Raw genomic sequence first — 21,720 nt, forward strand, 5'->3', positions numbered from 1 at the left:
TCTTCCGATTTAGTGACCCTATTTTCTCGAAAATGGCTGAAAATAAAATAGGGTCACCAATAGGGTCACTGTTCTTTGATTCTATATGTGTATTTTGACACATTATAAAAAACGAAAAACCCTCTAAATCATACGATTTAAAGGGTTTTGGTAGGTTTTTTGAAATAACCAGCGGAGAAAGAGGGATTTGTTTTTCTTTCCTATGTGGTTGATATATAGAGTACTATAAATGTTTTTTTATTCATGTACCCCTACATGTGCCCCTTCAAATTTTTACAGTTTTTCAGCTGTGCTGATGAATGTAAATATACAAAAAATACTTCTAAAAATGGACTCTTATTTGTCAAAATATGAACTTGTACTTATCATTTACTGAACTAGTAAAGATTAAACTTTCAACATCTTCACCATAATTTTAACCTATTATCAGTGGTTCAACCTGTTCAATTTTTAGGCTAGTGTATTGACAAAATTCCTCGATTGACACAAACTCATTTTGGAGCTTATTAAGCTCTTTTCTTATTTTTTGAAGTAGTCTAATGCTTTGACGATAACTCTTCCCGGTTATGCGTTGTATGTCTTTCGGGTAGATGCACAATCTCTTGTTTTGGGTTTTCATACTCTATCTATAGCTTTGGGTCGGCTTTGCTATACTTGGAACCACTATGATTCAATTCTAGCACCCTATAAAAATAATAAATTTTTCCTTTCCTTCAGAAGCTGTATTTACTTCCATTTATGAATCGTATAAAAGGGTATTTGTGTCTGTTTCTGCCATTTATGTCATAAAGTGACATATGGAACAGCAGCGTCTTTTTTATCTGATTTAATAGCTTAAAATTTGCTTTGTAATCAATCGAAAAGTGTTGCAACAGGATGATGATTGAAGGAATTTTAAAGGAAAAATTAATTTAAATTTTAGGAATTATGGCTAGACAAAAAGGCATTATTAAATTGAAAGGTACTATCGGAGATATTACTTTTTACAAAACCAAAGACGGGCATTTAGCGCGCGAAAAAGGCGGCATCGATGCGAGCAGAATAGCAAGTGATCCTGCGTTCCAAAGAACCCGCGAGAATGGAGCCGAATTTGGAAGAGCTGGGAAGGCGGGTAAAACGTTACGAACTGCAATGCGAACTTTGCTCATTAATTCTGCTGATGGCAGAATGGTAAGCCGATTGACTCAATCTATGATTAAAGTCATTCAGGCGGATATGGTAAGTGAACGCGGATTGCGTAATGTGATTGATGGAGAGGCAGAATTGCTTGCCGGTTTCGAATTCAATATCAGAGGTAAACTGGGCACTTCTTTATTTGCTCCTTTTGTGGGGACCATTGACCGCGCTTCGGGAGACATAATGGTTGATATGGTGCCGTTTGTTCCTGCGAACATGATTGCGGCCGCAAGCGGAACCACGCATTTTAAAATCATATCTGCAGGTGCAGAAATTGATTTTGAAGCCGAAACCTTTGTAGTTGCGACTTCGGAAACGGATATTCTTCCGTGGGATTCGAATCAAACCGTCGATATCAATCATATCAATTCAGTTACTCCAGGCAGCACAAAACCATTGTTTTTGGCTTTGGGAATTGAATTTTATCAAGAGGTAAATGGAAGAATGTATCCTTTGAAAAACGGAGCCTACAATCCATTGGCATTGGCGCAGGTAAGCGGATTGTAGGATGGTCCTGGTGTTAAAACGGACGTATTTTCGCGAGGGAACGCAAGGGGTTTTGGAATGGAACGGCACAATAGTTTGTTATACCATCGAATTGCCCTGGTTGGGAAACCAAAAGCGTATTTCTTGTATTCCCGAAGGAGAATATATCTTACAGAAGCGATTTAGCCCCAAGTTCCAATGGCACTTGCATTTGAAAAATGTTCCGGGAAGAGATTTGATATTAATCCATCCCGCCAATGACGCCAAAATGGAATTATTGGGCTGTATTGCCCCTGTAGCACTGCACACCGGAATAGGGAAGGGGAGCTCTTCCCGAAAAGCGTTAGAAAAGATGAAAGTTATAGTTTATGCAGCTTTGGCCTATAATGAAGAAGTGAAAATAAGAATCCAAACTAACCCTTCGACTCCACTGAGGATGATAAGGTAAAAAAGTAAAGAAATTATGAATATAGTTGAACGTGCAAAAGCACCTACCCCGAAGTTCTTCGGGGTTTTGAGAAGTATTGGATTGGCTTTATTAACCATTAGTGGAAGTATCATTGCAGCTCCGGTAGCGTTACCTGTAGCCGTTATCAGTATCGCTGGTTACGCAGCCCTAGCGGGAGGAGTCATTTCGGTAATTAGCCAGATCACTGTTGATGATGAGGCCAAGCGAGAGCAGGTTCTTGTGAACCGGTTGAAAAAAGACAATCAAAATTTACCAAGAGATGGAATCAAATAACACCTTGCAAATTGGAACCGCATCCGGAACTTTATTAAGTGTGATGCCAAATATTGTTTCTGAAGATATTCTAAAAACGATTATCTTAGCGGTAGTTGGAGCTATTATTAGTTTCATTATTTCGCTCCTTTTAAAAGGATTGACAAAATTTAAAAAGAAATAATTCGGGTTTGGCATGGTAACCTTTTTCCGAATTTATTTGAAAGCCTGGTCGTGAGATAGACTGCACCCAAAAGTTTAGACAAATTTATAATTAATTTTGATAATAACGAGCTCGATATTTTATCGGGCTCATTTTGTTTAAATTTGATTTAATTCTTTCGTTGTTATAATAAATAATGTACTTATTGATTTCTTGTTTTAATTGTTTTATAGATTTGAATTTTTGAGTATAAAACATTTCAGATTTTAATATTCCAAAGAAGTTTTCGATAATAGCATTGTCTAAACAATTTCCTTTTCTTGACATACTTTGTATAATACCTTTTTCTTTTAATAAATTTTGATAATGACTCATTTGGTATTGCCAGCCTTGGTCAGAATGAAGCATTAAATTTGTGTTATTTGGTATTTTCTTAAATGCTTTTTTTAGCATCATTACTACTTGATTAAACACTGGGCGTTCTGTTAGTTCGTAACTTATTATTTCTTGATTAAACAAGTCAATTATAGGTGATAAATACAATTTATTTCCGGATACATTAAATTCAGTTATATCGGTAGCCCATTTTTGATTTGGAGCTGTTGCTTTAAAATTTCTTTCCAATATATTTGGAGCGATTTTACCATTTTCACCTCTGTAAGACTTATATTTTTTCACTCTAATAATGCTCTTTAAGCCCAGTAATTTCATTAATCTAAGTACTGTTTTATGATTGATAATCATTGCTCTATTTTGGAGTTCATCGGTTATTCTTCTGTAACCATAACGGCCTTTATGTCTTTGATAAATGGCTTTAATTAACTCTTTAATTTCTTTGTATTTATCAGGTAATTTATTCTGCTTTTGATGATAATAAAAACTACTACGTGCCATTTCTGTTAGATCTAAAAGTAATTCTAAATCAAATTTATGCCTTAACTCCATTATGGCTTGGGATTTCTCCTGGCTTGAATTAAGGCTTGTAACTTTTTTAGCAATTCATTCTCACAACGAAGTCTTTCGTTCTCTTTTAAGAGTTCTTCCTCTCTTGTTAAAGGTTTGTCTGATTTATGTTTCTTACGCTTATAATCACTCATAGATATCGCTCTGCCTTTAGGTTTTGGTTGTAATCCTTCAATACCAAAGTTAGCAAAATCTTTTTTCCATTTTGAAACAATAGCAATATTGGGAATATTAAATCTTATTCCTGTTTCCATCAATGAAAGAGATTCCCTTTCTACGATTTTGAGTACTTTTAACTTAAATTCGGCTGAATAACTTTGATTTATTCTTGGTAATAAACTAATTTCACCATAAGTCTTATAAAAACTGACCCACTTACGGATATTCCATCTTGGAATCTGCTTCAATTTTGAAACATATCCTTCTGAATAATGTTTCTTTAAAACCAATTCTACACATTCTAATTTAAATGCATAATCATATTTTACTTTTTTTTCCATAAAAAATGCCCCAAATAGTGTCTAACTTTTTGGGGCATGTCCAAGATCAGGCTTTTTTTTATGCATAAATTATGTTACTTTTTTAATTACTTAAATATTTTTTTATTTTAATGATTTTAAAACCTGTTCCAAAATCCACATAATCATTTACCTTTTTATTCAATATTTGCTGGGCAAAATCTTTATTTTCATTCAATGGAGTAATATCTTCTCCATCTTTATTTTGACTTTCAATTCCTATAGAATACCATTTTAAAATCTCATCTTTATTTTCTAATTGGACAATACTGTATTTAGAGACTTTTTCGATGTCAATATTCATTAAGTTTTTTAACTCAATTTCAGAGAGTGTCTTATTTGACTCCAAATGAAAATAATCCAATTTATAAATATTATTGTTTTTTGAAATTGTGAGACCGTGTTCTGCTTTTAAATGACTTATGTGTCCGTCAACTCCGCTTGGCTCTCTACCACTTCTTTTTATTAATTCATCTCTAGTAGCTCCTTTTAATAATTCGTGGTCAATAATACCACAATCTTTAGTGTGTCCAAGCCAACTTTCGCCATTAAACAAAGGTTTCTTTTTTTGAATTAGAAGAGTGTTTGTTTGCTTTATGTCAACTTTTTTATCTCGATTAACAGTCATAATATTTATCTGTATTATAGTTTAAATTGTTTTTTAATTTCTTTAATAAATAAGTTTCTATTTCTACCAATATTAATATTTGTTAAATAGAAATTTCCACTGCCAATTAGCCAAAATATTTTATCAACTACAAAAGCGCTAACATTATTATCTATAGCTATTTTATCTATGACCTTTAGGGTCTGATAATCCTGTTTTAATATTGATTTTTCATTAGGATCGATCAAATCCAGTTGTTTAAATATCTCTTTTAGATGTATATCGGGTTTTCCATAATTTAAGAAACCGATTTCTTTCAAGAAATCACAGGCCAAAGGAAAACCAATTCCTGAAATTTCAATACTAATCAACATAGGTAATGCTGGTTTTGCTTTTTCATCATTAGCAAAAAAATTAGCCCAATTATAAAATGCCTCAGCGTTTTTAAATTCGTTTAGAAAATATGCAGAATCAATAACTGACTGACAAAATTGAGGCCAAATACTTCTTGGGGTTCTTCTTATTTGTCCTTTTGGTTTTAGTTCTGAAATTATACTATTTAATAACTTTTCAGAGTCATTTTTTCTGAAATTATCAGTGACATGTTTAGGGTTGAACCCAAAAAGGATATTTTCTAATTTTTCGACACCTCCTATTGACCCACCAATAACTTTGGTACTCATTTGTTTGTTTTGCGCAGTTTCGCAAAGCCTCTGAAATATAGCATTAATATTTTCAGGTTTATTATATTCAGGTTGGAAATGTTTTTGAAGTAGATTTTCTGTAACTCCTTCTTTATCTAAAAGGAAGTAATATGCAAAATTATAAAGTTCTTTATTTGTCATTTAGTTTTTCAGTCTTAAATAATCCTTTTATGTGTTCAAGATAACAAATTTCACCTTGAATTTTTGTGATATAAAATCATTCCAATTTACTCAAATAATATTGGGCAATAAACGAGATTATTGATTTCAAATGTACTCATAAAACTCATTTATTTTTTTATTTTTATAAATACCTCAACAAAATTACTCGTCTCATTTGATTAATAAGCACAATATTCTTGTGTAGTTGGTCCTCTTTTTGTTCCAACAACCTCAACATCAGAATTTGTTTTTTGTGTAGCTCGTGTTCCTGCAGCATTTCATTTACTTTTGAGTTAAAATCTTTTTTAAAATCTTTGATTCGTAAAAAAGGAATTACAGACCCAACTAATGATTGATGCCAGAATCTTGCTTTCCACAAACTATAAGCCAACCAGTAAACTGTTTCAGCATCTTGCTCCTCTTGAAATAGAATCACAAAACTATTTATAAAGGGTTCTTTTTGTGGCTTACCACTATTCAACCCTTTGTTAAGAATAAAGATTTGGTTTGCTATGTAACCTGCATTTTTTTGGTGTGTTTTAATAATGAAATTCGGCATGGTAGATTGGTTTAAAAAATTCAACTTTATTTTTTTGAAAAGAAAAAAGAGAAAAAAAGAAAGCCACTATAAAAGCAGAAATGACGAACGGGAACGGAGGGAGGAACGACCGACTGGAAGTGAGGAATGGATGCTAAATTTGCTGGATTTTTTTCTCTTTCTTTTCAAGAAAATGCACAATAGTTGTCAAGTAGGATTTAACACCCCCAAGCACCGCAAGGAATGGAGCTAAAATGAAGCGCTAGCGGAATTATAGCGGAATGAATGAGGAGCGCAGTGGCGGGGTTGCGGCAATCGAACAGCCGCTGCAGGACGGGAACGTAGTGTAGTCCCGCCTTTTGCGGGACGAAGTAGAGTGTAGTACTGCATGCGTGAAACGGCGGGGAATAAATATAAGACAGCCGGAGGCGTTCCTTGATTTAGGGCAAAGTGACGTTTTTCACGGAACGGCGCCAACCCCGATGGCTGTGCGAAGGAGCAACCGCTGAAAAAATAAAGGGCGACAGACATGATACTGCTGGAATGCAGTGTAACGGAGCCTGTGGAGTGTAAAGGAATGAAGCGGTATTGTGGATGTAATAGCCCTGCCGAACGCAGGAAGTGAACGTGTGAAGATGAGGAACTAAACAGTGCAAAAAAACAGCGGCTTATTTTCAAGCTGCTGTTTTTTGTAGTGCTGTGAAGTGCCTGCGGAACGGAGGGAAACCTAACTAATGAATTGAAATAATAAACTGCTGATTTTCCTGAAATGTTCTTATAAATAGGTAAGGTTGACCGACTAGAGCTGCCGAACGGAACAAAGGGAACGACCGAAGAGAGACCGCTTGATTGCCCGTGATGTTTGTAACGAAAATGTTGTTGTAAATACTGTTCATTCTTAATTCTAATTTTTACAATTAGTTATTATTTTTCGCACTTACTAAATTTTATATTTTTAAAAGTGTTCTATCTCGTTGTAGGTGAAGTGCCTATCTGTAAAGATTGATTTTTATTATACTTATTTTTATCAGAATGAGGAAAGCCGTAAAGCTCTATGTTTTTATTGTGATATGTTTGAAAAAAATAACCTTCATTCCCAATGATAGATTCTAACCGACCCTATAGACGCACAGAAATTGATAAGATTTTTACAAAAACTAAGGTGTCTATGCAACAAGCAGCTCTGATAAGAGGTGGCGATGGAATTGCACTTTATATTGATGTTTACACAGGTAAAACTCTTCGAGGCGGAGATCCTTACGATTACGAACACCTTAGGTCTTCTGAAGCAGTACATACCCAATACAAAGCAGTATTAACGGACGAACAGATTGCTTTGGTTGTTAACTGCCCCGAAAATGTTGCTGTTACACTAAGATGTATCAACCAATCGAAAGGCAAACGACGAATGGAAGATTGGTTGAGTAATCCAGCAAACATTGTTGTTAATGGTATTGATTTGAAATTGACTTTAGCCAATTTAAAAAAAGCGGATGAGGGGATTGAGAAAACAGTTAGAGAGATCAGAAAATAATTAAATAAATTTAGCAAAAAAAACAGATGCTAAGAACAAATAATAGGGAAGATATTTTCACACGAATTGCAATAAAACATTTTAGAAAAAGGAACGATAGAAAAGCAGAAAAATTTCTAAAAATGGTAATAGAAGCTAATCCAAATTCTTATAGAGCTTATAATTTTAGATACGCTGTGAGATTAATATTAAATGACAACGTAGGTGCAATGTCTGATTTAAAAAAAATAAAGGAGTTGGATAGTCGCGAGGTTGAATTAAAATATTTCGAAGACGGAATGATAAATTATGAATCAGAGAATTACAATTTAGCTGTATATAATTTCAGAAGAGCAATAGAACTAAATAAGAATTATCTAGAGTATCGTCTATTTATCGCTAGAGCATATTATAAATGGAGAAAACAAACAAAAAATTAAAAAAATGAGTTTACTAAAGAATATAGGAGAGGGTTTTTTATTAGGCTTATTATCGCCGATTATTTTAGTTGGGTTGGGTATTGCATGGCTTTATGAGGAGATTTTTCCTGACAAAGAGAGAACAGGGCTTGCAATTTTCGGAATGCAAGAATCTGGAAAGACAACTATTTTTAATCATCTAAGAAATGAAAACTATGGTGCTGGTACAACTATAAGGCCCTTAAATGAATTTGAATATAAGTTAGAGAATGGAAAGACACGTTTAATAAAAAAAGGAGTTGATATTGGAGGTGGTGAAGAATTCATAAGGAAAAATTATGAACCAATGCTTTTAGATGAGAATTATGATGTTTACTTTTTTGTTTTTAATTCATATAAATATCTAAATGAATTGAAAGAGCAGTTGGACGTAGATGCAAGAATTCAATTTATTCAAAAGAAAAATATTAATAACAAGAAAATTTATTTGATTGGAAGTTATTTTGATAAATTCACCATAGATGAGTCTAATGTAAGAACCCTTATCAGAGCAAAAGTTAAGGATAAAACATACAGTAGTTTATTTAGCGAAAACTTAGTATTAATGGATTTAACTAGCAAATCAATTTTAACAAAGTTTTTTAATCAAAAAGCTTTTGTATAATCTTTTATGAAAAAAATATTGTGGTCACAAAACGAAAATCCTACTGTTCCAAATACGATTATTGATACGGAGGGCAAAATAATAAAAATAGGTGATTTAAGAGGCGGAAGCTTTGAATTATTTGATGAATTATTGGATTACCAAAAACTTTGTATTGACGTTTTTATTGAAAATAATCTAGTAATTAAACGCAATGTTCAAAAAGGAGTTGTTCCAAAAACTGTAGGATATTTTATTTCTTCTGTCTTTGAAAATAAAGACGATGTAGGTAGATTGATTCCATTTATGTTTTATATAGAAAGCAAAGACACAGAAGAGATTATAAAAGTTTTAAGAGCGTTTAGCTCCAAAATAAGTAGAACTCTTTTCGTTTCTGATTTAGAGAACATTAAGTTACATATTAATAGAAATAGAATAAAAAAAAAAGTTAAAACAATAATTGGAATAATTTTTATAATAATAACCTTGTATATCTTATGGATAAAAAATTGTTAAACAGCAATGTAGTTTTGGTAACATCTGATGAAAAATCTAAAAGTTACAAATGGGAAGATAATAGGGAAAAAATACAAGCGATTGATGTTATTTCTGCGGATTATGGATGGGAACACAATAAATTTTTTCAAGGGAACGAATTTATCGGACTCATACCAAACACGGAACAAGTGTTCTTGAAAAGTCCTTTTGAACAAAATAAATTTGTTGAAATAGAAAAGGCCGAAGAGTATTTGTTTGCAAAGAAGATTAGTCTATATAAAAACATCGTTTTTTTATTAGGAGCTAAAGACTTTACTGCTATCGCGGAATTCATAGAAGAGAAAACAATTTCAAAGGAAGGGAGCATAGATGTTTCCTATGTTCCTGTTGTGGAAATAAGTGCTAAAGCTAAAGAAGAAACTGAAAAAAAAATAGCGGCAGAGTATGAACTTAAAGATAACTTTGAAGATAACGAAGATTTTGAATCTTTTGATAGGGTTAGAGCATATGATGAGGCTAAGGAAATTATCAAGAATAATAATCTAGAAAACGAATTTGATTTGGTAGATTTAGTAGAATTTCGAAACCCTAAACATCAAAAAAAAATAGGTTCAAGAACTGTGAAGCTGAAACTCACTACCGAGTTAAATGCATTAATTGAATTGTCTGCTAAAATCAACGTTATGGGTGGTGTTTTTGGATTAGACGCTAGTTTTAAAACAAAAACAAAATCTATAAAAAAAATCATACTAACTACAGTAGTTAATTTTTAGGGCATTAACAAAAATATTATTTTTGTAAGGAAATTTTTTATTTTGTTTAAATCTTTTTATTGCCTGTGATGTCTACAGCTGAAATGTTATTCCGGGTCTATCTGTAATAAGAGTTTGGCTGTTTAGGGTTTAGAATATCATTAATATCATTTTCATTTAATAATTCGTCTTTTTTCATAGTTATTGGGTCATACCAATCCGCCTTGGCATTGGCCCATTTTATCCAATGTGCGACTTCCACGGAGAGGGACTTGTCTTTGATTGCTTCGCTTTCAATTTCTTTGATGTAGTTTCTCAGATCTACCGCTTTTTTCCATCTTTCAGAATCCTCCAATAATTTTTTAAAATTTTCAATTTCATTTTCATGTCTTTTTTTAATAGCTTCTTCTATTTCTCTCTGTTTTCTATATTCCTGATGTCTTATTTCTCTTTCCTCTTTATCTCTTTTTATTTTTTGAGAAACCAATTCTAATTTGGTTAAAATTTTTGGTAATTGCTCTTCTAAAATTAGATTGGTGTTATCATTGAATTCTTTTTCAGGATACACATCAATTTTAAATGATAAAATACCTGTTGGAACGTAATCTGTATTATTCCAACTATATTTTTCGTCTTTTATGATAATTCTTTTTAATTTTTCTCTTAATCTGATTTTAATTTCTTCACCCTTAATTACTACAATTGTAGTGTTGGACCTGACTATTACGTTATGGCCTTGTTGCTTTAAAAGTTTTATTATTTTGTCCATAATTCGCAAAGCTCTATTACAATTTTTTGGAGCTACACTTATGCTTAATATACCATTTGAAGTTGTTGTTATACCTCTATAGATTGCGTATTTTTCTTTGGCTATAGAGGCAAGATTTTCCTTGGCGTCACTAATTAATTTGTCAGGGTTTGAAAGCTTGTCAGGAACTTTAAATGATAGCGTAGTATCATTAGTAATATCTTTGAGTAGTTTATGGAATTGTGATACTCCTTCGTTCTCCTTACCGTCTTCTTCTTTTCTTTCATTAAGGATTATACAATCTTCTCCTTTAAAGTCTTTCGGCAGAGGGATTATTATTACTTTTTTACCGAATTGCAATTTTTGCCAATGCCCTAATTGAGGTAATGGAATGTTCAGTTTTTTACATATTTTTCGAAGGCCATTATCAGAAATATTGTATTCTTTAGCCAATGCTGTCATTGGCTTTGACCAGACCAAATTGTATAATTCCTGTCTAGAAATTTTTTTATTTTCTTCGGGTGTTTCCATAACGTGTTTTTAATTAAATTTTACTGTGAACTATTTAGGCGCTACTGAAAGATGTTTTATCAATCTCTTGCAATACCGGCAAATTCGAAATTTAATTCATTTAATATAAGGTTTTTGGGGATAGAGATGTTCATTTTATGGAAACGTATAATAATAAAAGAATTCTAAATCATAAGACTAAGATGCACAGGTGCGATTGGTGATTTGAGTATTTTTTAATTTAAAAGTAGTCAAGATTATAGTTGTTTTAAAATGACCAAACTCTTTAGAATTTCATCTTTTTTATAATACCTTCTAGCACCAATACCATAGCAAGTGATTTTTCCTTTCTTAGTCCAACTCCAAAGTGTGCTACTGTCAATTTTTAATAGTTCACAGGTTTCTGATCTGGTTAACAACACATCAGATTCTTTGCTTGCCAAATCCTTTTTAAAATCAACGAATTCTTCTTTTATAACTTCTTTGATTAATTGCTTTAGTTCCTCTGGTGCAATACAGTGTAGTAAAATTTGTTTGTCCATTATGTATGATTTTAAAATTAATAAAAAGACAATTGAAGTTATGAATTACTTTTTTCAAATTTTAATTTATACGAGTTAAACTTTTCAATACCTCATCTTTTTTATAATAAACTCTATTGCCAATACCATAACTTTTTAGCTTTCCACTTTTTGTATGTTTCCAGAGTGAAGTTAAATTTATTTTTAAAAGTTTTGAAGTTTCTAATCTAGATAATAAGATATCATCGTCATTCTTTGCTGGAGTATTGAGTTTTTCAATTGCAATTTCAATTCGCTCTAGTCTTTCTAAAATTAGTTCAAAAGGATTTTCCATTTTTAATATAAAAATAGGAATAGAAAGTCAAATATTATTGTTTCAGGGCTGTTAAATTAACCGAAATAGGAGAAGTAAAGTTGTCAATGGATTCGAGCTAGAAGCTTAAGTCATTATTGGAAATAAACCACACGAAAGGATTCGTGCGGTAGCGGGGGGAGATATCGGGGGCACAAAGCTTGCATAAAACACTACACTGTCCTAGAACCACTGAACCCTCGCTTTTACAAGACGGCTTAAGCAGTGCGGGCTTCTTTCATTCGTCTTTGTTGTTTTTAAGGTTTAACAATGGGCAGTGCTTTTTTATTTTCCAGCTCAAGTTTAAAAACTCTATTTCCGATATGCAGATTGTCTTTCCAAATGTAAACTGGAATATCTCTATCCGGAATTCTCTTTGGGAGGAATTCCAATGATTTTGTTTTCACTTTCGCTATACTTTGCCAATTCTTACCTAAACCACTGACAACAAAAATTTCATTATTGCAAACCACTGTCAAAACTATTCCGTCAAAAGAAAATGTTGTTACATCTTCATTAGTTGAAGTGGAAATTATCAACTTTAATTTGTTTACTAAGACACGAAACCATTCGTGTTCAATAATTGCATTCGGATTTTCATTATATGCCTTAGTTTCTTTTAACCAAGGTAAATGTTCTCTCAAAGCAAGCCCTTCATTTAACCAATCGGGTTTGTTTTTAAAATCTGCGTTTCGCAAATAATACGCTATGACTGAAAGTCCTTGCTCATATGATTCCACTTGAAGGGGTAAAAAAAAGTCAAGTTCTCCTGCGCTTCTACCTGTTATGTAGTAACCTACAAAATTAAATCCATCTTGAAAATATTGGTTGATTCCCTGAATAGCTTTCAGTTTACAATTTCCAAAATCAAATTGAAGTCCATCTCCATTTGGAAGAAAACCAATCTTGATTAAGATTGATTGCAACGAAACATTTGCATCTAAATTTATTGTCATAATCTATAAAATTATCTATCTAAAAATTTCGAATATATTACTATTTAATTATCTCGTTAAAAACATCTGCTGTAGATTTTCTTTGTCTAATAATACTGATAAGTGCCGATTTTTTTGTGAGCGATATTGTTAATTAGAACGAGTAAGGAATTACTCAGTACTTCAATTAGTAACTTTAAGGAATAATTATTTAGCTAAAGTTCAATACCAAATTTTTCTCCAAATTTTATTAGGAAATCAGCATAAGAATCATCGGGGAAATGACAATTTTACTAAAGCTACAGTATATCAAAATTTGTGATTTTAGCAAAAGTACCATTTTACATTATTGAGCTATTTTTATGTCAATGTTCATTTGTCTGCAATGTTCGATAAATATTTTGATATTGAAAACCCCCCATTGAGTACTTACTGCAATAGTTTCGTCAGCTAAAGGAATTAATTCGTTTGACTTAATAAAATTCCTTCTGGATTTTTTTAGTTTGGCAGCATTTTCTGTTGTAAATGTTTCTTGACCTTGCAAACTGTCAGGGAACCTAGATTTTAATTGACTAAAAGTTGTATTTGGATTTTTGTCAATGTAGTTTTTAATTACTGCTAGTACTAGTCGATTTTTACCGAGAGTTTGTCCTTTGAAAAAATATTTTGTATAATCTTTGTCATATATGTTTTCAAGTGTTCTTGAAGAATTCAGTAATTCTAGGTTGGAATGTTGCTTATTTAGTGAATTAGAATTAATATTAATTAGGTTTTTTTCAAATATTGCTATTCTCAATTCTGCAAGAACTGAATCAATCAATTCACCATCGTATTCACTAATAAAATCTTGCTTTATTAATTCATTTAGTCTTTCGATGAAATCATCAGAAACTATTTTATTGGTAAGTTCTTTAAAATCTTGTTTTAGATTGATTTTTGACAATGATTTTAAAGTAAAGTCTTTCAATGCTTCCTTATCAAAATTTTCTTTATCAAATAATTCAACAAAAGCAATACCTCTTTCATTGTTGTGCTCAAATTTGATTGTTTCAAGCAAAATAGGGTCCTCTTGTTTGACCAAATCTCCATCATAGAATATTTGGATGCTTTGCCCAATTAGAATACCATACTCTAATTTCAAATATCTCATATAGGAAAATAATTGTTGCTGGAAGTTTGAATTAAGAGGGATGTTTGGCTGCTTGATCTCAATAACAAATAATTTGTTTTGGTCGACTGATTTTATTACAAAGTCTGGGGTAATTCTGTTGGAAGCTCCCACTTGAAATGATGGACGTATGTCAAAATCATTTAAAAATTGTTTCCAATTTAAAACTCTTAAAGCTTGAATAATATTTTTTTCAAATGCATTTTCGCTAATATCAGGTTTTACACTATCTGATAATAAAAAACAAATTTCACTCCATTTTTCGTTATTCATAATTCGCTGTTTTCAGTTTGTATACAATTTGTAGGATTTAAAAATAACTATCCTATAAATTTAGTAAGTATTGGTTTTATAAACGTATTTCAAATGTAATATAATATAGCAAAAGTTTTGTTTTTTATTTCTTACATTGAATTAATAAATAACTCCATTCATTTCTTATTTCACTGAATTATTTTGATTTGTATTGTCAGGAGCAACCCCATCCAGTGCCTGTTATTTTAGTATTAGGACATCTTTGGCGCTTATCGGCGGATCATCCGAAAAAAAAGATACTACCCCGCATTCGCAGAGCACAAATAGAAAATGAATATTCTTTGTTGTTGATTTGCTTAAAAAAAGCTAGTTTTAGTTTTGAGGCATTATTCGGATTAAGAAATTTGATTTTGTCTAATATTGGAAAATAAACCACCCGAAAGGATTCGGGCGGGAGCGGGAACAGTTATAAACAAGAATGTTAGTTATTTATAAAATAATATCTCTAATTCTAAAAGCTTCTCTTGATCCAGATGATATTAAGACATTTAAAAGCATAATATAATAGTTTAGTAGAGTTTTATTGACTTTTATATGATCTATATGATTCTCATATAACTGAGTTACATATTTTTCTAAATAGTTTGATGATTCAGTGTTTATTATACCAGTATAATTTTCATAAAAAGGTATACTTGACATTAACCAATTTAAACTTTCGGGTTGATAACTGCTGCCTATACCAGAAAGCAATTTAAATACATTTGAAATTATGTTTGAATCAGCAATTGCAGGATTTGAGATAATCGTTTTATGTATAACTTTATTTTTTCCTTCAGCAGGAATTTTTCTGCTATTATTGTAATTTTCAATAGAGCTTAATAAAATTATTTGAAAAAATGCAATTTTAGCGTTTTTATGTAACATGAATTGCCATATACTTGAAAAATGATTCCATAAAACATCAGGATAATTTGCATCATGACCAATGGCATTTACCCATTTGAAAATATTCATTACAAATTTTAAATGGGTGTCGGAAAGAAACAATAATCTATAAACCATACTAGTTGTCTTTTCATTTGCTTCTGACATTAAGAAATGACCAAGTAATTCTTCTAATTTATTAACAAATACGCTCTCTTCATAGTCGTCCAAATCTTTAAAATTAGGTAATTGGTTTACTATAGATTCAAGGAAAGGAAAATATTGATTGGATAATAAGTCGTAAGGTATTAGTTCTATTGCTTCAATAATTTTTGATCTGTTCGCCGTTATTATTGATAATTCATTAGATTTTAAATCAGGTTTACTTTTTACTTCTTCGATTAATTTCTCAGTCACACTTACTATATCTTCTGGTAATGGATGAAGATAGTATACACTATCATTTACACTCCTTCCGTATGAATCATTTAAGCAAATCTGAAAACATTGCTCGGCAAATTCTGGATTTAAATCCCAAAGACATTGCCTAATGCCTTCAATTAACTCTTTTTTTATTTCACTGTTACCCAATAGTAATAAATCAATTATATTACTTTTAATAATATCAATTTCAACTAACCCATTAAATTCATTAGAAAGTAGTTTTGGTAAGATGTAATACATGCTTTTAGAACTTAACTGATCAAAAGCTCTATTTCCACCTTTTTTTAAATTATTAATTGCTGTTTCTAATTTATTTAAAATAATTTTTAAACAGAATTCCTTTTCTAATGGTAATAATTCTTTTGAAAAAATTTTAAGACTTGCAGTTGCAAAAATAATTTCAGGAGAGATAAAACTTCCTCCTTTTTCTAGGTCAATAGATTGTAGTTTTTTTAGGTTTTCTTTCCATTCATTAATTGATGGTGATCCTCCTAATTCTTCTTTAAATAGTTTTTCACTATATATGAAAATTGACATTGCGTTAGTATCGTGATGTTGGTCCTTATTACTTTCATCTAACATTTTTTGCATTTCAACTGGAATTGCTTTCGGTACAAAAGCTATTTTTTGAGCTTCTTCATCTACCATAATTTCTGGTTCAGTATTTCGAATATCCATTCTTGTTAATGCAAGTTTCCACCGTAAATCTTTAGGATTAACATTCTGTAAGTGTGTATCAATGATTGAACTTATTTCTTTTAACCTGTAAAGTTGAAGTTTAAAAACTAGTGTTTCAAGATGTTCTTTCCTATGTTTTAACTCATTTGATCGGTGTCGTTCAGAGGTATAATAACGATCGTTTCCAATAGCGGTACTGTTTATTCCTACAAATTCAGATGAGTATCTATTAATATCCCAATTAAAAAAAACTTTAATTTTCAGAATAGCGTTTATTTCTTTACCTAAACAAAATGGATTTGCAATAGCTACAGATACAAAAACACCGGTAAGTAATACAGAATTAGAAGATTTCATTATATGTAAGAAAGTATCCGATAAATCCTCTCCTTGTGAAGCTTTACTATGTAGATTGGTTTCTAAAGCCATTAAAACGGACTGAATCAAATAAGGAACTGGACTAGTTCCTCTATATGCCGAAAATAGACTTTCATTACCAAGTTGTGTTATTTGAGTACCATCATTAAGTATTATTTTTATTTCCGACAAATTTCGTGCATAAGAGGATTTTACATAAAATTTCATCCCCCTGTTTGTCATCTCAATGATAAAATCGAGTGCAGTTTTAAAATTATATTTAAGCAAATAACTCATAGGTGTTTGTAAGGCACTTGGACTAAAATAATCGTATGGATATGATACTAAACCGAAACTTGATTCCTGATAATGTGAGGAGTATTCAGTTGGTAGCTTCTCACTGTACCAACCATTCTTTGCAAGTTCGATTATTTCGTTTGGAAAGTATTTATATACTTTATTGCACTTATAAGGTTCTTTAAGTAACATTTTATTCAGTATGCTGTAAAAGTTAACAGGGATGCCTTCAGGATTTTTTTTTGTTTTAGTAGCAATAATGGCTTGTCGCAAAAAATCTACAACCTCATTTTCTGCGGATGGTAAAACGAAAAATAAAATTTGAAGCAACTCTTTTACATTGAGTTGAGAGGGAGTTAGAAATTGTAATTGTAATAAGCAAAAGTTGGCAATGTCCTTAGAGGAATCAGAACATTCTTCGTCTATTTCATATTGATATGTCCAGTGCATGAATAAATCGGTTACAATTATATCAAATCCATCAGGGTTTATAGAGTAATTATCATTTAAAAATCTAACTGAAGCATCCCATCCTGGTCCAAAGCATTTAATATTTCTTTTAGGATCTCCTGAATGTTGGACTGAATAAGCTACTTTTAATAGGTGCAAAAGCCTATAAAAAAGTTTTAAATTATCAGCTAAAATTAATTCCTGATTAATGGATAATAAAGTATAACAATCTTCAGAGCCAAGAATACCGATTAATAATTCATCAATTATTGATGCACTACCGGCATATAGTTCAAAAGTTTCCTTTAAGAAAATTTTTGCTTCATCTGGTTGGTTCAAAATTAGTTCTTGAACCCAGGTTCTTAGACCACGTCTCATTACTGGATTAGTGTCAATAGACTCTATAAAAGATTTTGTATTTTCTTTTTCATCAAATTTCTTATCTAAAAATTTTCCAACCACTATATCTTCAAGAATATCATGTTTTGGTGCATAACTTTCGTTTTTAGAATGTTTTAGTAAAAAACCTTCATTATATAATTGTTCAGCGATTTCTAAATCACTTTCGTCACAGGTTATGTATGATTGTTTTTCAATAGCTCTTTTTAAAATAATTTTCGAAAATACCAATCCTCTTTTTTTACTGTAACCAACCCTTCCAGATCCTTTTTTTTCTACCCCCTGTTCCCATATAGCAACTTTAAATTCGCTTTCCGTAATGTTTTCTGTTTCTGTAAGTACAGCTGACAAACGCAGAGCTTGGTCAAGATAATATGGTAAAGACAACATTTTATGAAGTCTTGGATTTTGAATTAGTTTTTTAAGCTGGGGCTTCGCTTTTACTATTTCGTCTAATTCCATTTTTGTCAAAGGATGTACTGGAATATTGATGATTTCTTGTGTAGTTATTTTAAACTTTTTCCTTAATGTTTCATAAGCATATTCCCTGCAAGTAGCCAATAAGGTAATATTTGATCTTCCTTTTATTTTTTTTTGTAATTCAATGAATGCCTCTGAATGATTACTTTCATATAATTTTTCAAAACTATCGATATAAATAATTAATCGTGGAAGAAAAGCACATTGAGAAATGATGGTTTCCATATCGATATGTACTCCTATTTCTGATAATGTTTGTGCTAGAGATGATTTATCAAGAATATCTGCCTTGATGCTTATAAAGCCTATTCCATTTTTAAACGCCAAGTTTAAATATTCTTTAATGATTGCTGATTTGCCGACACCTCCATCACCTGTTAAAATAATAAAATCGCTTTGATTTATCTCTTCATTGATTTGATCAATATAATTATCCCTTATCAGGTGGAAATCACCTATAGTATTGTCAATAGCATCGATTAAACTTGAGCTTTTTTTGAAAAGTTCATTTAATTCTTGACTTATTCTATCTGTCAAGGTTAATTCAAAGTATTCTTTTATTTCATCTGGTACAGCCTCAATATTTAAGGTTGCCCCATGTTGATTACTTATTACTATAAAGTCGATGAGTTTATGAAGGGCCTGTTCTGGAGTAATACTACTTTTTAAGTATGGTTTTATATACCACTTTAGTACTTCTATGTCATCGCTTCCCGGAGATAAATAATCATTGCTTCTTAAATAAAAACATTTTAAGAAACACCATATTTGATTATCATCCAAATTTTTTCCAGCTACTGTATTAAGGGAATTTTTAAAATAGGTATATTTATTTTTTTTAGTTTTATTTAAACTGAGCTTTTTTAAAAAATCATCTGAAGAATTGCTAAACCTACCCCATTCTAACATTGTTAAAGCATCATCGGCATCTGTCTTAGATAGAACATCTGTAAAAACTATGAATTTGTCATGCTTTTTGTTGAATGCTTTTTTTTCAAAATCATCATATGCTGCTTTAATAACTTTATCAAAAGTTTCGTTTTTATTTATTTCAAAACCCTTTTTTGCTTGAAGATAATGCCTGTACTTTTTACTTCCTTTAATTAAATTAACTATTAAATCATCCGTTTCACCTATATGCTTAGCTTGAAATAAAAGTTCTTCAATGTATAAACCATCAGTAAATGGTACGGGCGTCCCTAAAATCATTGAAGATAAATAGGAAGCTTGAATGTAATGTTCCAACTTAAAACCTATACCACTTGTTGAAATTGGATTGAAAATAGTACTCATAATAAATTTTATTTTTATTTTAAAACCTCAAATACGTTATCTCACACGATTTACATTTTCTTTTTGTCTGATCCATATCAGCTACATTGAAGCGACCTTCAATTTTTTCGAATATATCTAATCCTCTGCCTAAAGTTATTTTCCATCCATTATCAGCTGCAATAAAACGATCGTGGTGGTTTTCCATTTTATAAGTAAGATTTATTCCTATTTCAGCTACGCTTTCTTGAAGTTCTTCAAAGTAGGCTATTGAATCATTTAAATAAGCTTCGTCATTCCGTGTCACAATTTCCAAATTAATTTCATCCTCTAATGCTTTATTGTTCCCGAGCATCATGCAAAACTCTAATAGGTTTTTAAACTGATAAGGCATTCTTATGTAAGGGTCCTGGATCGTAATGTTTTGTGCCCCCTTTAAGTAATCTGCAAATAATTTTTTATAAGAAACCCCCGTTTGATTGTCTTTTAAGATAGTTTGATGCGGCTTTAAATCTAATACTGGTTTGGCAGCAGTACCATTATCCGTTTGCTCTGTATCAAAGTCTTCTTTGACTTGTACAGCAGCTCTATAATTTAAATTCTCTAAAGTCTCTGGATATACTTCTTTTCCCGTTGCTCTAATAGTATATTTAAATTCAACAGGTTCTGATTTGAATGTTTCATCAATGATATACAGTTGGTCTTTTACCCTTTTTCTTCCTTCAATACAAAAGTCCAGTATTTCAAAAAGCTCCTCATCAGTTACCACTTGATCGGGATAGATTAATTTGACCATTCCAGAAACTGATTTTCTAATGGCGGTTTTATCTCTGGTTGTTAATGAGCCATCTAAGGTGATTTTATCATCGAGTACGGAAGAGAAATCAAACTTTCGTAATTCTCGTAATAACTCGGCCAAATAATCGACTATAAAGCCATATTCTTTAGAAAATACGGATGATTTTAAAATACGCACTTCCCAACCTGGAATGTACATGTGCATTCGGTCTAAGAAGGCTCCTTTTATATATCCATCAGGAATTGACTCAAATAAATGGGAGTTTTTCAACATGTAAGGCACATTGTGTTTTGTGTTCCCCACAAAAGCAAGCGATGCTGTAGCTTGATAAGTTTCTTTTCCTCTATTGAAACTTTGGTTTGCCATATAGTTTTGCATAATCTTAACCAAATCACCATCGGTTCGTTTACTGCCTCTTTCTTGCTCAAATTCATCTAATGCGATAACATCCCAATAGCCAACTAAACCAATAGCTCCTTTAGCTGAATTATTCACAAATAAACGTGCTTTTGATACGTCTCCACCAGAAACCAAAACACCGTGTGGCGATAGTTCCGAAAATATATGTGATTTACCCGTTCCTTTAGGGCCTAGTTCTATAAAGTTATAGTTGTTTTCTACGTGTGGAATCAAACGAGATAATTGAATAAATTTATCTCGTTTGTTAAACGATTCTGGATTTAAGCCAATGCTATGCATTAATAAATCAAGCCATTCTTCCGCAGAGAATTCTTTACGAAGTTCTACATATTCGTTTAAATTCACATTCGAAACTTGAATGGGTTTTAAATCGGCAATTATCCATCTCATTTTTATATCGTCCTCATGAGAATAGGCTAATGTTACTATACACCATACGCCACCACCACTTAGTAATTTAGGATTGTCAATTACCATTTTATCTGAAACAGGCACTTTCCTTATTCCTAAATTAGCAAAGTCAGCTTCATTCAGATTAGCTTCGCCATCATTTAAAGTCACGTTTACTTTATCAATGATTTTATAGCTTCCTGCATTTCTAATTTTTGCTTTGACTATTTCAGCATCGGAGCGGTGAACGTAATTGTCCCGTATTATATTTCTAACTTTTTCGATGCCCGATTGGATCACCTCCTCATCATCGATCGTACAATACTGACCTAATAAGTACTCTAACACATATACTGGTACCGGATTGTTTCCTTTTATCAAAGCAGTTAGGTCTTTACGAACCACTTTTCCTTCAAAATGTTTTATTATTTTTTCTTTTAATAGCATAACTTATT

The 21,720-nt window shown here is 31.5% G+C and carries 19 protein-coding genes and 1 pseudogene; 9 read left to right on the forward strand and 11 right to left on the reverse strand.

All coding sequences use genetic code 11. The annotated features are described in order from the left end of the window. The first annotated feature begins 927 nt into the window (after positions 1-927). The 4 genes from ACP7AV_RS13295 to ACP7AV_RS13310 all read left to right on the forward strand — a co-directional run bounded on the left by ACP7AV_RS13295 (position 928) and on the right by ACP7AV_RS13310 (position 2,567). On the forward strand, positions 928-1,683 hold the full coding sequence (locus ACP7AV_RS13295) for a hypothetical protein (protein ID WP_426092352.1): 756 nt from the start codon (positions 928-930) through the stop codon (positions 1,681-1,683). A 1-nt stretch (position 1,684) separates the two neighbouring features. Continuing rightward, entirely contained in the window at positions 1,685-2,110 is a 426-nt protein-coding gene (locus ACP7AV_RS13300) for a DUF5675 family protein (RefSeq protein WP_426092353.1), read from the forward strand. Between the two features lie 81 nt (positions 2,111-2,191). After that, entirely contained in the window at positions 2,192-2,404 is a 213-nt protein-coding gene (locus tag ACP7AV_RS13305) for a hypothetical protein (RefSeq protein WP_426092354.1), read from the forward strand. After that, a complete protein-coding gene (locus ACP7AV_RS13310) occupies positions 2,391-2,567 on the forward strand; it encodes a hypothetical protein (protein WP_426092355.1) in 177 nt (58 codons plus the stop codon). Before ACP7AV_RS13305 ends, ACP7AV_RS13310 begins: the two co-directional genes overlap by 14 nt. A 90-nt stretch (positions 2,568-2,657) precedes the next feature. Here ACP7AV_RS13310 and ACP7AV_RS13315 read toward each other — a convergent pair. The 4 genes and pseudogenes from ACP7AV_RS13315 to ACP7AV_RS13330 all read right to left on the reverse strand — a co-directional run bounded on the left by ACP7AV_RS13315 (position 2,658) and on the right by ACP7AV_RS13330 (position 6,059). Further along, positions 2,658-4,009 (reverse strand): annotated as a pseudogene (locus ACP7AV_RS13315) (IS3 family transposase). 82 nt (positions 4,010-4,091) lie between these two features. Then, on the reverse strand, positions 4,092-4,655 hold the full coding sequence (locus ACP7AV_RS13320) for a hypothetical protein (protein WP_426092356.1): 564 nt from the start codon (positions 4,653-4,655) through the stop codon (positions 4,092-4,094). A 14-nt stretch (positions 4,656-4,669) separates the two neighbouring features. Then, positions 4,670-5,479, reverse strand: coding sequence for a hypothetical protein (locus ACP7AV_RS13325; RefSeq protein ID WP_426092357.1), 810 nt, complete (start codon positions 5,477-5,479; stop codon positions 4,670-4,672). A gap of 163 nt (positions 5,480-5,642) precedes the next feature. Beyond that, positions 5,643-6,059, reverse strand: coding sequence for a DUF6943 family protein (locus ACP7AV_RS13330; RefSeq protein WP_426092358.1), 417 nt, complete (start codon positions 6,057-6,059; stop codon positions 5,643-5,645). 1,147 nt (positions 6,060-7,206) lie between these two features. Between ACP7AV_RS13330 and ACP7AV_RS13335 the strand changes: the two genes are divergently transcribed. From ACP7AV_RS13335 to ACP7AV_RS13355, 5 genes are read left to right on the forward strand one after another with little or no spacing between them, the layout of a single operon-like run. Beyond that, positions 7,207-7,572 (forward strand): hypothetical protein, encoded by a 366-nt coding sequence (locus ACP7AV_RS13335; protein ID WP_426092359.1) that lies wholly within the window; start codon positions 7,207-7,209, stop codon positions 7,570-7,572. Between the two features lie 26 nt (positions 7,573-7,598). Beyond that, positions 7,599-7,991 (forward strand): tetratricopeptide repeat protein, encoded by a 393-nt coding sequence (locus ACP7AV_RS13340; RefSeq protein ID WP_426092360.1) that lies wholly within the window; start codon positions 7,599-7,601, stop codon positions 7,989-7,991. Between the two features lie 4 nt (positions 7,992-7,995). Continuing rightward, entirely contained in the window at positions 7,996-8,634 is a 639-nt protein-coding gene (locus ACP7AV_RS13345; protein ID WP_426092361.1) for a GTPase domain-containing protein, read from the forward strand. Between the two features lie 6 nt (positions 8,635-8,640). Further along, positions 8,641-9,129, forward strand: a complete 489-nt coding sequence (locus ACP7AV_RS13350) for a hypothetical protein (RefSeq protein ID WP_426092362.1) — start codon at positions 8,641-8,643, stop codon at positions 9,127-9,129. Further along, positions 9,111-9,884 (forward strand): hypothetical protein, encoded by a 774-nt coding sequence (locus tag ACP7AV_RS13355; RefSeq protein WP_426092363.1) that lies wholly within the window; start codon positions 9,111-9,113, stop codon positions 9,882-9,884. The genes ACP7AV_RS13350 and ACP7AV_RS13355 overlap by 19 nt, the downstream gene beginning before the upstream one ends. Positions 9,885-9,981: 97 nt before the next feature. On the opposite strand, the gene ACP7AV_RS13360 is transcribed toward ACP7AV_RS13355, so the two are convergent. The 7 genes from ACP7AV_RS13360 to brxL all read right to left on the reverse strand — a co-directional run bounded on the left by ACP7AV_RS13360 (position 9,982) and on the right by brxL (position 21,712). After that, a complete protein-coding gene (locus ACP7AV_RS13360; RefSeq protein WP_426092364.1) occupies positions 9,982-11,142 on the reverse strand; it encodes a hypothetical protein in 1,161 nt (386 codons plus the stop codon). A 236-nt stretch (positions 11,143-11,378) separates the two neighbouring features. Beyond that, positions 11,379-11,663 (reverse strand): helix-turn-helix domain-containing protein, encoded by a 285-nt coding sequence (locus ACP7AV_RS13365; protein WP_426092365.1) that lies wholly within the window; start codon positions 11,661-11,663, stop codon positions 11,379-11,381. A 61-nt stretch (positions 11,664-11,724) separates the two neighbouring features. Further along, positions 11,725-11,976 (reverse strand): helix-turn-helix domain-containing protein, encoded by a 252-nt coding sequence (locus ACP7AV_RS13370; RefSeq protein ID WP_426092366.1) that lies wholly within the window; start codon positions 11,974-11,976, stop codon positions 11,725-11,727. Positions 11,977-12,251: 275 nt separating this feature from the next. Then, complete coding sequence (locus ACP7AV_RS13375) at positions 12,252-12,950, reverse strand: hypothetical protein (RefSeq protein WP_426092367.1); 699 nt, start codon at positions 12,948-12,950, stop codon at positions 12,252-12,254. Between the two features lie 325 nt (positions 12,951-13,275). Continuing rightward, a complete protein-coding gene (locus ACP7AV_RS13380; protein WP_426092369.1) occupies positions 13,276-14,370 on the reverse strand; it encodes a type I restriction enzyme HsdR N-terminal domain-containing protein in 1,095 nt (364 codons plus the stop codon). Between the two features lie 471 nt (positions 14,371-14,841). Further along, positions 14,842-19,677, reverse strand: coding sequence for a hypothetical protein (locus ACP7AV_RS13385; RefSeq protein WP_426092371.1), 4,836 nt, complete (start codon positions 19,675-19,677; stop codon positions 14,842-14,844). A 19-nt stretch (positions 19,678-19,696) separates the two neighbouring features. Then, on the reverse strand, positions 19,697-21,712 hold the full coding sequence (gene brxL, locus ACP7AV_RS13390) for a BREX system Lon protease-like protein BrxL (RefSeq protein WP_426092372.1): 2,016 nt from the start codon (positions 21,710-21,712) through the stop codon (positions 19,697-19,699). Between the last annotated feature and the right edge of the window lie 8 nt (positions 21,713-21,720).

Origin of the sequence: Flavobacterium sp. DSR3-2 (assembly GCF_049896525.1) — a bacterium.
Lineage (GTDB): Bacteria > Bacteroidota > Bacteroidia > Flavobacteriales > Flavobacteriaceae > Flavobacterium.

Coding starts and splice junctions, on each gene's coding strand:
- ACP7AV_RS13295 (WP_426092352.1), top strand. CDS start 928: ATGGCTAGACAAAAAGGCATTATTAAATTGAAAGGTACTATCGGAGAT.
- ACP7AV_RS13300 (WP_426092353.1), top strand. CDS start 1,685: ATGGTCCTGGTGTTAAAACGGACGTATTTTCGCGAGGGAACGCAAGGG.
- ACP7AV_RS13310 (WP_426092355.1), top strand. CDS start 2,391: ATGGAATCAAATAACACCTTGCAAATTGGAACCGCATCCGGAACTTTA.
- ACP7AV_RS13320 (WP_426092356.1), bottom strand. CDS start 4,655: ATGACTGTTAATCGAGATAAAAAAGTTGACATAAAGCAAACAAACACT.
- ACP7AV_RS13325 (WP_426092357.1), bottom strand. CDS start 5,479: ATGACAAATAAAGAACTTTATAATTTTGCATATTACTTCCTTTTAGAT.
- ACP7AV_RS13330 (WP_426092358.1), bottom strand. CDS start 6,059: ATGCCGAATTTCATTATTAAAACACACCAAAAAAATGCAGGTTACATA.
- ACP7AV_RS13335 (WP_426092359.1), top strand. CDS start 7,207: ATGCAACAAGCAGCTCTGATAAGAGGTGGCGATGGAATTGCACTTTAT.
- ACP7AV_RS13340 (WP_426092360.1), top strand. CDS start 7,599: ATGCTAAGAACAAATAATAGGGAAGATATTTTCACACGAATTGCAATA.
- ACP7AV_RS13345 (WP_426092361.1), top strand. CDS start 7,996: ATGAGTTTACTAAAGAATATAGGAGAGGGTTTTTTATTAGGCTTATTA.
- ACP7AV_RS13350 (WP_426092362.1), top strand. CDS start 8,641: ATGAAAAAAATATTGTGGTCACAAAACGAAAATCCTACTGTTCCAAAT.
- ACP7AV_RS13355 (WP_426092363.1), top strand. CDS start 9,111: ATGGATAAAAAATTGTTAAACAGCAATGTAGTTTTGGTAACATCTGAT.
- ACP7AV_RS13360 (WP_426092364.1), bottom strand. CDS start 11,142: ATGGAAACACCCGAAGAAAATAAAAAAATTTCTAGACAGGAATTATAC.
- ACP7AV_RS13365 (WP_426092365.1), bottom strand. CDS start 11,663: ATGGACAAACAAATTTTACTACACTGTATTGCACCAGAGGAACTAAAG.
- ACP7AV_RS13370 (WP_426092366.1), bottom strand. CDS start 11,976: ATGGAAAATCCTTTTGAACTAATTTTAGAAAGACTAGAGCGAATTGAA.
- ACP7AV_RS13375 (WP_426092367.1), bottom strand. CDS start 12,950: ATGACAATAAATTTAGATGCAAATGTTTCGTTGCAATCAATCTTAATC.
- ACP7AV_RS13380 (WP_426092369.1), bottom strand. CDS start 14,370: ATGAATAACGAAAAATGGAGTGAAATTTGTTTTTTATTATCAGATAGT.
- ACP7AV_RS13385 (WP_426092371.1), bottom strand. CDS start 19,677: ATGAGTACTATTTTCAATCCAATTTCAACAAGTGGTATAGGTTTTAAG.
- brxL (WP_426092372.1), bottom strand. CDS start 21,712: ATGCTATTAAAAGAAAAAATAATAAAACATTTTGAAGGAAAAGTGGTT.